The sequence below is a fragment of the Terrabacter sp. Ter38 genome (assembly GCF_024519435.1).
Lineage (GTDB): Bacteria > Actinomycetota > Actinomycetes > Actinomycetales > Dermatophilaceae > Terrabacter.
Map to the genome: position 1 here is coordinate 889,354 of NZ_JALJRZ010000001.1, position 11,834 is coordinate 901,187.

Consider the following 11,834-nt stretch of genomic DNA (forward strand, 5'->3'; position numbering starts at 1 on the left):
GCTGTCGCTAGTTGCGCACCTGACGCACCGGCACCGACAGGGCCCGCACGGGCGCGTCGCTGAGCGAGGCCACCGAGAAGAACGGCACTCCCGCGTCGACCCCGGCCACGGAGACGGCGCCTCGCAGCGTCCCCCTCGTCGGCACCACCCAGACGCCCTTCGCGTCCTTGGCGTCGACGGCCACGGTCGAGTCGGCCGGCACGTCGATCGTGGACACCCGGGCGTCGTCACCTGAGCCGAGCCGCACCTGCGCCGTGGCGGGAGCCGAACCTGACGTCAGGAGAAGGTGTTTCGTGGTGCCGTCAAGCCCGGGGAGCAGGACTCCGGCGACACCCCGAAGAGGCGGGGTCGCGGGAGTCCAGGCGAAGTCGCCCATCAGGTCGCCGGTCGTCGCGCGGCGTTCGGTCCAGGCTGCCCCCACGAGCGGCTGGTCGGACCGGACGCCCAGACCCATGGCAGCCGGGTTGGACGGGATGGCCAGGTCGAGCGTCGAGCCCGCCGGCACGCGTACGGCCCGGAGGTCCGCGGGCTGCACCGCCCCCTGGGCGGTGAGCAGTCGCACCTGGGCCAGGGCCTCGGTGCTGCCCGGGTTGGCCAGGCGCAGCCAGATCCCGCCGCCGGTCTCGACACCGGGCACGACGAGGTCGGTGTTCGGTGAGGCGGCGCGGGTGGCGTCGTCGATGCCGCGGCCCGTGGCGCCGAGGATCCACTGCTCGTCGAGCACGGCCGACACGACGCCGCCCGTGGCGGTGACGTGGACGACCGGACCGGCCTCGTCGGGCGCGAGGGCGTCGAGGGAGACGACCTCGCGCGAGAGGGGCGGGATGGAGATGCTGCGCGCTCCGCCGGCGTCGACGGGTCCACCTCGCCCCAGCACCTCGAGAGAGACGGTCACGGCGTTGGCGCCGGGGTTGCTGACGATGACGCGCTCGGTGCGCGAAGGGCCCGCGCCGCCACCGACGAGCCAGACGTCGGACGACGGCAGCTGGCAGGGGGTCACGGCCAGGCCGCGGTCGTCGTCACCGGTGTGGCGCCACACCTGCGTGGCGACGAGCCCGGGGGCGAAGGCGCCCCGCGCCCTCGCGATGACGACGTCGGGGGCTGCGGTGGCCGCCGAGACCTCCGCTGCCCGGTCCGAGCTCTGGGCGAGGCCGGTGGACGACGGGCCTCCGAGCAGCGCCACGGTGCCCGAGCCGCCTGCCGGCGCACCGGCGACGACACCCTGGTCGGGAGTGGCCGCCGCGACGGTGACGGTGCCCGCGACGTCCCGCAGCCCCGTGGCTCCGAGTCGCTGCTGGCCCGGGCACACGAGGGAGGACTCGTCGAGCAGGACGGTGGAGGACTCGGGCAGGCCGGCCTGCTCGCCCGGGGTCGCGAGCTGCACGGAACCGCTGACCCGGGTCGCTCCGACCGCGAGTCCCGCCGCGACGAGCGCCACGGCGCCCGCCCGGACCATTCCGGACACGTTCGTCATGTGCGCCTCCTCGAGCGTCGGTTGCCGAAGGGGACGGCCATGAACACCACGAAGCCGAGCAGCAGCCCCTGGCCGAGGCGCCACCACGGCTGTGCTGCAGCGAGATCGATCTCGAGCTCCCCGGCGGTGGGTGGCACGGCATACGTGGGCTGGACGGCCCCAGCCACCGGCAGGAGCTCTCGCCCGTCGTAGGTCACGAGCGCCTGCTGCGACCACTCGGTGGGCTCGGCCAGGACGACGAAGCGCGCGGCGCTCCCGGCCGGGAGCGTCGTGTCGACCGCGGCGTGCGGTCCCGACGTGGGCACGACCCGCAGCAGCGCTCCGTCGGCATCGACGAGGCGGGCACGCGACGGGGCGGTCGCAGAGACCCCGCCGTCGGCGGCCGGCAGCGGCTGCACCTTCCAGAGGATGCCGCGCTCGCTCGTGCCGAGACGGCTCAGACCCTCGGAGGAGTCGAGGCGGCGGGCGAGGGCGGAGTCGGCCGTCGCCCGCACCTGCACGAAGCCGACGCCGAGGCGGGCCAGGGTCGTGGAGTCGAGGGAGTCGGCCCCGCGGCCGCCCACGAGGTTGGCCACGGCGTCGACGAGCGGCGCGTCATCGGCGTCGGGTGTGCGATCGAGGTCACGCAGCAGCTCACCCGGCTCCTGACCGGCGAGGACGAAGTCCACGACGTCGTCGGACGGCCGCAGGAGCAGCAGGCGGTTGCCGAGCGGGCCGCTGCCCTGCTCGATCGCGACGGCGGGGAGGGTCGCCTGCCCCACCGAGAGCGTGTGGCCGATGCCCCGGACGCCCCAGGCGGCGGCCCCGGCGAGGACCGGGACGACGGCGAGCGTCGCGGCGGCGACGGCTGCGGCGAACCCCCAGCGCCGACCCGGACGGGCCAGTGACTCGAGCACGGGCCTGCTGCCCGCCAGCACCCCGACGAGCAGACCGGCCAGCCAGAGCTGCAGGCCGAGGCCGGCCCAGAGGTGTGCCGTGGCGGACTGTCCGACCCCGGTCTCGGCCGAACCGAGGACCACCGCCCCGGACGCGAGGGCAACGGCGAGCCCGAGCAGCGCGAGCACCCCGCCGACGAGCAGACCGACGGACTCGGCGCGGCTGCGTCCCCGCGTCGCGAGCCCGAGGACCCCCAGCACGACGAGCGGCGCGCCGAGCCACACGGCCCAGCTGGTCGCGCCCGGCTCGCCGAGGACGTGCGCGAGCACCCCCGACGGGCCGCGGACGTCGACGGTCGTGACGAGGCCGGGACCGGAGAGCAGCAGCCGTGGGTCCTGGACGAACTGGGCCGCCCACGGTCCCAGGAGCGCGGTGGGCACGACGAGCAGCACGAGAGCGCGGGCCCGGCGCAGGCCCGGGCCGAGGACGAGGAGCAGCAGGGCGGCGACGACCGAGAGCGCGAGCAGCGGCGGCGCGAAGGCGCCAACCACCGCCGTCGCGAGCGCCGTCGCGAACGAGGCGGTGAAGGTGCCGTCGCGGCGGGCCGCGAGGCAGAAGCCGGCGAGGACGAAGGGCAGCAGGACGTGGACGACGGCCACGCCGACCCGGCCCTGCGAGATGCCGACCGCGGCGACGCCGGCCGTGCCCCAGGCCAGGGCACCCAGCGCCCGGGCGACCCGCGAGGAGGTGACGACACGTCCGGCGAGGTAGGCCGACCACGTCGCGAGCACCGGCGCGAGGAAGAGCAGCCAGGCGATGGTCACACCGGCGCTCGACCGGCTCTCGGCGACGCCCGGGACCCGCTCGGCCAGCCACGTCAGGGCGGAGAGGACGGCGAGATGGGGGCCGGACTCGGCTCCGGTGCCGAGCCCCGCGCCGTGCCAGGCGTCGCGGAACGCGTGCCACAGACCGGACGCGTCGGTCGACACGGGTCGCAGCTCGCCGCCGGCCACGCCGGCGTTCGTGGGTGAGAGCGCCCCGGCCCGGATGGTGTCGCGCCAGGCGGCCGTCGTCGCGACAAGCACGGCGAGGACGGCGAGGAACCCGGGGTGCGAGACGATGCGACGCGGCAGCGACGCCGGCAGGTGGTCGAGCGACTCGGAGTCGTCGGCGACGGGGCCGGTCTCGGTGGTGAGGGCCGCCTCGCGCCGCAGGCGGCTGCGCTCGGGTGTGATGGCGTCCTGGATGTGGTCGATGGTGGTGCGGGCGGCCACGGCTGGCGCGACGAAGAGCGTGCCGAGGTGGTCACGGCGCAACCGCTTGGTCCGGCGTCCGCGCCAGCGGGCGCCGAGGGTCGCGAACGGGTGGAGCAGCGCGCTGACGTCGGTCAGCTCGCGCCAGGCCTGCCTCGGGCGCTTGGCCACGAGGAGCGTCACGGACGACACGAGGGCGGACAGCGCCATCCAGACGGCGAGGAACGGTACGGCCAGCGGCGAGCAGCGGGCCAGTGTGACCTGCCGGGCGGCTCGGCGCCCCCGGCGTTCGAGCTCACGCGGCCTGGGGACACCCGGTCGCTCCCCGTCGATGCCGGCGGACGCGTCGCGCACGACCGCCCCCGGCACGACGACGACGCGATGGCCGGCGAGCTGGGCCCGCCAGCCGAAGTCGAGATCGGCTCCGTGCTCGACGAACGCAGGGTCGAAGCCACCGAGGTCGTCGTAGGCGGAGCGGCGCACGAGCATGCCGCTCGTGCTCACCGCGAGGACGTCCGCGCGGTGGTCGTACTGGCCCTGGTCGGCCTCCCCGCGGGCGGGCGAGGCCAGGCGGCGGCCCGTGCGGGTGATCTGGATGCCCATCTCGACGAGGCGTCGCGGGTCGTCCCAGGCGACGATCTTCGGCCCCGCCACCCCGACGGACTTCGAGCGGAGCCCGGCCTGGAGCAGCTGCGCGAGCGCGTTGGCGCGCGGCACGGTGTCGTCGTGGAGCACCCACACCCAGCTCGTGGACGCGTCGGCGCCAACGGGGAGCGCCGCGACGCCGGCGGCGATGGCGCGACCGATCGGCACGCGGCCGTCGAGACGCACGATCTCGACGGACGGGACCGCCCGGCGCACGCCGGAGTGGGCGCGTGCGATGGCGTTCGACGTGTCGCTGCTCGCGACGTCGACGATGACGAGCCGCGCTGGCGGCAGTGTCTGGGCGGCCAAGCCGTCGAGACACTGCGCCAGCCACGCAGCTCCGTTGTGCACGACGACGATCGCGTCGACCGTTCCGTTCGGTCGCTGCCCGGTGGAGGGAGGGGCGGACAACGACACGGACGACACACTCCCCGCGCCAGCGGGGGTGCTCAGGTCTTCGGCGAGCTCGTCGGGCACAGCGGCTACCTGCACCCGGACACCAGCGAGGTGCCGGGCTGGAACCTCACGATCAGACCGCGCGCTTCTTCAGCTTGCGGCGCTCTCGCTCGGACAGTCCGCCCCAGATGCCGAATCTCTCGTCATTGGACAGGGCGTACTCGAGGCACTCGGATCGCACCTCGCATCCCACGCAGACCTTCTTGGCCTCGCGGGTGGAACCGCCCTTCTCCGGGAAGAACGCCTCCGGGTCGGTCTGGGCGCAGAGCGAACGCTCCTGCCAGGAGAGCTCACCCTCCTGCTCGCCCGTGTCCGACCAAACCACCATCAACTCGTGCATGACCCCTCCTCGACCCTGACTGCACTTTGTGTCAGCACTGTCGCACCGAGCGGCACCGTTCTCCGGAGGTTCCGGACAAATACGTCCAAGAGCTCCAGCGATCCAACCCCGACCGACTACAACAATGAAATTACATGCGTGTCATATGCCCCACGTCAAGCCCGTTGGTGATATTCGCAGGTTCGACATGTCCGGGCCGACCCCGCGCGACGTGCCGTGGGCAGACTGCTGAGAGGATCGGCGCATGCGCATCACCGCCCTGGCCGGAGGAGTCGGCGGCGCCCGGTTCCTCCGGGGCCTGCTCCACCACGCCCGACAGACCTACCCACTGGTCGCCGATCCCGACCGCCCCGATCCGCTCGAGCTGACCGTCATCGGCAACACCGGCGACGACATCACGCTCTTCGGCCTGCGGGTGTGCCCAGACATCGACACGCTGCTCTACACCCTGGGCGGAGGCATCCACGAGGGACAGGGCTGGGGGCGCGCCGACGAGTCGCACCACCTCGCCGCGGAGCTCGCCGCGCTCGGCGCCGAGCCACAGTGGTTCACCTTGGGAGACAAGGACTTCGGCACCCACGTCTACCGCTCGCAGCTGCTGGGCCAGGGTATGCCGCTGAGCGGCGTCGTCGAGCGGCTCTCCGCCCGCTGGGGCCTCGGTGAGCTCGGCGTACGCCTCCTCCCGATGACCGACACCCCCGTCGAGACGCACGTCGTCGTCGAGCAGGACGGTGAGCAGCGGGCGATCCACTTCCAGGAGTGGTGGGTGCGCCACCGCGCCGAGCTCGCAGCCGACCGGTTCGTCGTGGCCGGCCTCGACCGCGCCACGCCGGCTCCCGGCGTGCTCGACGCGATCCGCGAGGCCGACGTCGTCATCCTGCCGCCGAGCAACCCCGTCGTCTCGATCGGCATCATCCTCGGCGTCCCTGGTGTGCGTGAGGCGCTGCGCGGCACGCGCGCGCCCGTGGTCGGAGTCTCCCCCCTCGTCGGGGGGCGCCCGGTGCGGGGGCACGCCGACGTGTGCCTGCGCACGATCGGGGTCGAGGAGTCGAGCGCGGGAGTCGCCGGGCTCTACGCCGACTTCCTCGACGGGTGGCTCGTCGACGAGGAGGACCCCATGCCGGCACGGCGCGGTGTCGAGGTCCTGCGCCGCCCGCTCCTCATGAGCTCGGTCGAGGCGGCCGCCGACATGGCCGGGGCGGCCCTGGACCTGGGTCTGCGGCTGCGCACGGAGCGAGCCCCGGCGTGACCGCGCCGATCACGATCACCCCGCTCACCGGCATACCCGAGGTGCGTGAGGGGGACGACCTCGCCGAGGTGATCGAGGTCGGTCTCGAGCACGCGGGCGTCCGGCTCGTCGACGGCGACGTCGTCGTCGTCTCGAGCAAGATCGCGAGCAAGGCACTCGGTCTCGTGACGCACGACCCCGACAAGGACCGCGTCGTCCACGGCGAGACCGAGTACGTCGTCGCCGAGCGGTCGGCGGGCGACCGCGTCACGCGGATCGTCCGCGCCAAGGCCGGCCCCATCATGGCGGCGGCGGGTGTCGACGGCTCCAACACGGGGGCGCGTGGTGGGTGGCTGCTGCTCCCCCACGACCCCGACGGCATCTGCGAGCAGGTCCATGACGCCCTCGTCGCACGGCACGGCGTCCGGGTCGGTGTGGTCCTGAGCGACACGGCCGGACGGGCCTGGCGCGTCGGACAGGTCGACTTCGCACTCGGCGCCCACGGGCTGCGCGTCCTCGACGACCTGCGCGGGGGCACCGACGCCGACGGCAAGCCGCTCGAGGTGACGACCCGCGCGGTCGCCGACGAGATCGCCGCCGCAGCAGACCTCGCGAAGGGCAAGGTGTCGGCCGTACCCGCCGCCGTGGTGCGGGGGGTGCCGGGGATCCTCGTCGACGAACCCCTCGAGTCCCACCCCCGCGGACGCGACCTCGTGCGCACCGGCCCCGGGGACTGGTTCGGCTACGGCCGGGTCGAGGCCGTGCGGGCAGCCCTCGGCATCGAGCCCGGCAGCCCGGAGGCCGTTGACGTGGGCATCGCCCCCGCCGGCACCGACACCCGCCTCGACGCTGTGTCTCGCGCGGTCCGCGCGGCCCTGCACGGCGTCGAGTCCGGCACCGCCGACGTCGGTCGGCTCTCGGTCACCCTCGGCGCCGACAGCCCCTACGAGCTCGGACAGCTCGTCGCCCGGCTGCGGGCCGCGCTGTGGTGCGAGTGGCTGGCCGCTGAGGCCGGCCCGCCGTCTGCGGACGGACTGTCGGCGGTCGTGCACGTCTCGGGCGCGCACGGGTCCTGACCGCCGGGGACCGGAAGGGCCGAGCCCGCCGACGTCACCCGACGTCACCCGACGTCACCCGACGGTGAAGACGACCTTGCCGAAGACGTCGCCGTCGACCATCCGCGCGAAGCCGTCCCGAGCCCGGGCGAGCGGCAGGACGGAGTCGACGACCGGCTCGATGCGTGCCTGCTCGACGAGGCGGGCCAGCTGCCCGAGCTCCTCGCGCGTACCCATCGTCGAGCCGACGACGCGCAGCTGCTTGAAGAAGATCTTCGTCAGCTCGGCCTTCGCCGGCGCGTCGCCCGACGTGGCCCCGGAGATGACGATCGTCCCGCCGGGGCGGAGCGAGTTGACGGAGTGCGACCACGTCGCGGCGCCGACGGTCTCCATGACCGCATCGACCCGGTCAGGCAGGCGCTCGCCCGAACCGAAGACGCGGTCGGCGCCGATCTCGAGGGCCCGCTGGCCCCGGGCCTCGTCTCGTGACGTGGCCCACATCCGGTAGCCGGCGGCCGAGCCGAGCTGGATCAGTGCCGTGGCGACACCCCCACCGGCGCCCTGGACGAGCACCGTGCCCCCCGGCTGCACGCCGGAGTTGGTGAAGAGCATGCGGTAGGCGGTGAGCCACGCCGTCGAGAGGCAGGCAGCCGTCTCCCACGGCATCGACGCCGGCTTCGGCACGACGTTGCCTTCGGGGACGAGGACCTTCTCGGCGAGGGTGCCGTCGTGCAGCTCTGACAGGAGGGTGCGTCGCGGGTCGAGGGTCTCGTCGCCGCGCCAGCCCTCCGAGGGGACGACGGCGTGGACGATGACCTCGTTCCCCTCGGCGTCGACCCCCGCGCCATCGCAGCCGAGGACCATCGGGAGCCGGTCCGGCGCGAGGCCGACGCCACGCAGCGACCACACGTCGTGGTGGTTGAGCGCCGCGGCGCGCAGGTCGACGACGATCCAGCCCGGTCGGGCCTCCGGTTCGGGGCGGTCCCCGACGACGAGACCCGAGAGCGGGTCGGAGGCGGACTGACCGGCGGCGTAGGCAGCAAGCATTCCAGCACCATAGTGACCGGCGGCCGGACGGCGCCCCGGTAGGGTCCTGCCCGTGACCGACAACACCTCCGTGCGCCAGGATCCCCAGCAGACGACGACGGCGACCCGGGACCGTGCCGAGTCGAGCACCACGACGGTCGGTCGGGCCTTCACGGCTGCCGACCGCGGCGCCGGTCCGCAGGCCCGCGGCGTCGACGCCCAGTCGGTCGCCCTCGTCGCCGTCTTCACGGCGCTCCTCGTCGCGGCCGCGGTCGTGCCCGGCATCCCCGTCGGCGGGTTCGGCGTGCCGATCACGCTGCAGACCCTCGCCGTCGTGCTCACCGGGCTCGTGCTCGGCCCGCTCCGCGGCGGTCTCGCCGTGGCGCTCTACCTGCTGCTCGGCTTCGTCGGGCTACCGGTCTTCAGCCGGGGTCAGTCTGGCCTGCAGGTGCTGAGCGGACCGACGGCCGGCTACCTCGTGTCGTTCCTCGTCGCGGCGCTCCTCGTGGGGGTCGCCGCCCGAGTGGTCGTCCGACGCACCAACCGGTCGCTCTGGGTGCCGCTGCTGCTGTTCGCCTCCTTCGCCACGACCGTCGCGGTCGTCCACACGCTCGGGGTCGTCGGGCTCATGGTCAACCTCCGGCTGCCGCTGTCGGCTGCGATCAGCGCCGACCTGCCCTTCCTCCCGGGCGACCTCGTCAAGGACGTCGTCGCCGTCGTCGCCGCCGTCGCCGTGCACCGCGCCTTCCCGGACGTCCTCGCGCGCCCGTGGCGCTCCCGCGCGTGACCCGTCCGTGACGGAGGTCAGCCTCGAGGCTGCGACGGTGGCGGTGCCCGTCGACGGCTCCCCCGGGCAGCGGACGCGCACCATCCTCGGGCCCGTCGACCTCGTCCTGACCGAGTCCCGGGTGACGGTCATCGGCGCCAACGGGTCAGGCAAGTCGACGTTGCTCCGCCTCCTCAACGGCCTGGTCACCCCGACGTCGGGCACCGTGACCGTCGACGCGCTCGACACCGTGCGTCACGGGGCCCGCGTGCGCCGCCGCGTCGCGTTCGCCTTCACCGACCCGATCTCCCAGCTCGTCATGCCCACCGGGCGCGAGGACGTCGAGCTCTCGCTGCGGCGCCTGCACCGATCGCGCACCGACCGCCGGGCCGCCGCCGAGCGGGTTCTCGAGCGCTTCGGGCTGGCCCAGCTCGCCGACCAGAGCGTCTACGACCTGTCCGGGGGTGAGCGCCAGCTCATGGCCCTCGCCGTCGTCCTCGCCACGGAACCGGGCCTGCTCGTCCTCGACGAGCCGACGACGCTCCTCGACCGACGCAACACCCTCCGGCTGCGCTCCCTGCTCGACTCGCTCCCCCAGTCCGTCGTCGTCGCGACCCACGACCTCGACCTCGCCCTCCACGCCGACCGGACCCTCGTCGTCGACGACGGGCGCATCGTCTTCGACGGTGAGCCGGCGACGGCCGTGGAGCGCTACCTCATGTTGTCCGACGCACCGTGAACGGTCCCGGCCTGTTCACGGCGCACGTCCCCGGCACGTCGGTGGTGCATCGAATGCCGCTGTGGCTCAAGCTGGTCGGCGTTCTCGCCGTCGGGGCGATGCCGTGGTTCACGCAGTCGGTGTGGCCGCTCGCCGTCACGACGATCGTCCTGGTCGGAATCGTTCTGGCAGCCCGCCTGCCGGGCCGCCGTCTCGTGCGGTCGATGCGTGGGCTCCTCCCCGTCCTCGTCGTCCTGCTGGCCTTCCAGTGGTGGTCGCGCGACGTCGCGTATGCCGTCCGCGTCGTCCTCGGCATCGTCAACGCGTTCGTCGCGGCGGGCATCCTCACGGCGACGACGCCGGTCACCGACCTGCTCGACGGCGTCGTGCGGGCGGCCCGCCCGCTGCGTCGCGTCGTCGACCCCGAGGTCGTGGCGCTCACCCTCGGTGTCGTCGTCCGTTCGGTGCCCTGGGTGGCCGGATCGTTCTCCAGCGTGCGCGAGTCGGCCCGTGCCCGAGGCCTCGACCGCGATCCTCGCGCCGTCGTCGTGCCGACCGTCGTGCACGTCGTCGCCTTCGCACGGTCGACGGGTGAGGCCCTCGCGGCCAGAGGTCTCACCGACCCGGCCGACGACGAGGACGCTCCCGGACCGGACGGACCGGGAGCGTCGTCACGGTCGCCTGACTAGCGCACCGCGTCGAGGACCCGACCCGAGACGGCCTCGGCCACGGCCGGAGCCACGCGCTCGTCGAACACGCTCGGCACGATCCGGTCTGCTGTCGGCGCGTCGACGAGGCCGGCGATGGCATGCGCGGCGGCCAGCTTCATCTCCTCGGTGATCCGGCGGGCCCCGGAGTCGAGCGCGCCGCGAAAGATGCCGGGGAAGGCGAGGACGTTGTTGATCTGGTTCGGGAAGTCGGAGCGTCCGGTCGCGACCACCTCGGCGAAGCGGGCGGCGACGACCGGGTGCACCTCGGGGTCGGGGTTGGCGAGCGCGAAGATGATCGCGCGCGGCGCCATCCGCAGGAGGTCGCGCTCGGCGACCGTGCCCCCCGAGACGCCGATGAGGACGTCCGCCCCGGAGAGCGCGTCGCCGATGGCGCCGGTCACCCCGTGCCGGTTGGTCACATCCAGGAGCTCGCGCTTGTGGGTGGCGAGGTCGTCGCGGTCGGGACCCAGCACGCCACGGGAGTCGACGACCACCACCTCGCCCACGCCGGCCGACACGAGGATCCGACTCACGGCGACGCCGGCGGCACCGGCGCCCGAGACGACGACGGTGAGGTCGGCGAGGGCCTTGTCGACGACCCGGACGGCGTTGAGCAGGGCGGCCAGGGCCACGATCGCCGTTCCGTGCTGGTCGTCGTGGAAGACCGGGACGTCGAGGCGGTCCTGGAGCCGGCGCTCGATCTCGAAGCACCGCGGCGCCGAGATGTCCTCGAGGTTGATGCCGCCGTACGTCGGTGCGATCCGCGCCACCGCGTCGACGATCTCGTCGACGCTGCCGGTCTCCATGCACACGGGGACGGCGTCGACGTCGGCGAAGTGCTTGAAGAGCACAGCCTTGCCCTCCATCACGGGCATCGCGGCCAGCGGCCCGACGTCGCCGAGTCCGAGGACGGCGGTACCGTCGCTGACCACGGCGACGGTGTTGCGGCGGCTCGTGTAGACGGCGGCCAGCGTCGGGTCGGCCGCGATGGCCAGGGAGACCTGGGCGACCCCGGGCGTGTAGAGGACGGAGAGATCGGCAGCACCGCGCAGCTCCGACGTGGCGTGTACCCCGAGCTTCCCACCCAGGTGGGCCCGGAAGACCGGATCGCTGGGGTCGAAGAGCTGGCTGGTGGGCAACGCACTCATGCTGGAACACCTCGTTCGCATGGAGACGAAGAGGGCAGGCGCCCTCACTGGTGGACAGTGCCGGGGGTCTGGCCTGCAGGTTTCGTTCTCGCGACGGGGGTTGCCCGAAGTCGCCATCATGGCACGCCGCCACGGACCC

General features: G+C 73.8%; 10 protein-coding genes. 5 read left to right on the forward strand and 5 right to left on the reverse strand.

The window, feature by feature from the left end; translation table 11 throughout:
• Positions 1-7 precede the first annotated feature (7 nt).
• From NR112_RS04100 to NR112_RS04110, 3 genes are all read right to left on the reverse strand, one after another.
• Complete coding sequence (locus tag NR112_RS04100; protein WP_256792691.1) at positions 8-1,474, reverse strand: DUF5719 family protein; 1,467 nt, start codon at positions 1,472-1,474, stop codon at positions 8-10.
• Positions 1,471-4,665, reverse strand: coding sequence for a glycosyltransferase family 2 protein (locus NR112_RS04105; RefSeq protein WP_256792692.1), 3,195 nt, complete (start codon positions 4,663-4,665; stop codon positions 1,471-1,473). Before NR112_RS04105 ends, NR112_RS04100 begins: the two co-directional genes overlap by 4 nt.
• 112 nt (positions 4,666-4,777) lie before the next feature.
• A complete protein-coding gene (locus tag NR112_RS04110) occupies positions 4,778-5,044 on the reverse strand; it encodes a WhiB family transcriptional regulator (protein WP_020143018.1) in 267 nt (88 codons plus the stop codon).
• A 244-nt stretch (positions 5,045-5,288) separates the two neighbouring features.
• Here NR112_RS04110 and cofD point away from each other — a divergent pair, with 244 nt between their 5' ends.
• Both cofD and NR112_RS04120 read left to right on the forward strand, forming a co-directional pair.
• On the forward strand, positions 5,289-6,293 hold the full coding sequence (gene cofD, locus NR112_RS04115; protein ID WP_256792694.1) for a 2-phospho-L-lactate transferase: 1,005 nt from the start codon (positions 5,289-5,291) through the stop codon (positions 6,291-6,293).
• Complete coding sequence (locus tag NR112_RS04120) at positions 6,290-7,348, forward strand: coenzyme F420-0:L-glutamate ligase (protein WP_256792695.1); 1,059 nt, start codon at positions 6,290-6,292, stop codon at positions 7,346-7,348. Before cofD ends, NR112_RS04120 begins: the two co-directional genes overlap by 4 nt.
• A gap of 54 nt (positions 7,349-7,402) precedes the next feature.
• Here NR112_RS04120 and NR112_RS04125 read toward each other — a convergent pair whose 3' ends face one another.
• On the reverse strand, positions 7,403-8,374 hold the full coding sequence (locus NR112_RS04125; protein WP_256792696.1) for a zinc-binding dehydrogenase: 972 nt from the start codon (positions 8,372-8,374) through the stop codon (positions 7,403-7,405).
• A gap of 52 nt (positions 8,375-8,426) precedes the next feature.
• Between NR112_RS04125 and NR112_RS04130 the strand changes: the two genes are divergently transcribed.
• Genes NR112_RS04130 through NR112_RS04140 form a run of 3 tightly spaced genes read left to right on the forward strand, consistent with a single transcriptional unit; the run spans position 8,427 to position 10,526 of the window.
• Positions 8,427-9,140 (forward strand): biotin transporter BioY, encoded by a 714-nt coding sequence (locus tag NR112_RS04130; RefSeq protein WP_256792697.1) that lies wholly within the window; start codon positions 8,427-8,429, stop codon positions 9,138-9,140.
• Positions 9,141-9,147: 7 nt separating this feature from the next.
• Entirely contained in the window at positions 9,148-9,858 is a 711-nt protein-coding gene (locus NR112_RS04135; RefSeq protein WP_256792698.1) for an ABC transporter ATP-binding protein, read from the forward strand.
• Positions 9,859-9,899: 41 nt separating this feature from the next.
• Complete coding sequence (locus NR112_RS04140; RefSeq protein WP_308336319.1) at positions 9,900-10,526, forward strand: energy-coupling factor transporter transmembrane protein EcfT; 627 nt, start codon at positions 9,900-9,902, stop codon at positions 10,524-10,526.
• Here NR112_RS04140 and NR112_RS04145 read toward each other — a convergent pair.
• Positions 10,523-11,695, reverse strand: coding sequence for an NADP-dependent malic enzyme (locus NR112_RS04145; protein WP_256792700.1), 1,173 nt, complete (start codon positions 11,693-11,695; stop codon positions 10,523-10,525). The two genes, NR112_RS04140 and NR112_RS04145, sit on opposite strands and share 4 nt — an antisense overlap.
• Positions 11,696-11,834: the final 139 nt, after the last annotated feature.

Bases quoted from the DNA above. Each gene is read 5' to 3' on its own strand.
- NR112_RS04100 (WP_256792691.1), bottom strand. From the start codon at position 1,474: ATGACGAACGTGTCCGGAATGGTCCGGGCGGGCGCCGTGGCGCTCGTC.
- NR112_RS04110 (WP_020143018.1), bottom strand. From the start codon at position 5,044: ATGCACGAGTTGATGGTGGTTTGGTCGGACACGGGCGAGCAGGAGGGT.
- cofD (WP_256792694.1), top strand. From the start codon at position 5,289: ATGCGCATCACCGCCCTGGCCGGAGGAGTCGGCGGCGCCCGGTTCCTC.
- NR112_RS04145 (WP_256792700.1), bottom strand. From the start codon at position 11,695: ATGAGTGCGTTGCCCACCAGCCAGCTCTTCGACCCCAGCGATCCGGTC.
- NR112_RS04125 (WP_256792696.1), bottom strand. From the start codon at position 8,374: ATGCTTGCTGCCTACGCCGCCGGTCAGTCCGCCTCCGACCCGCTCTCG.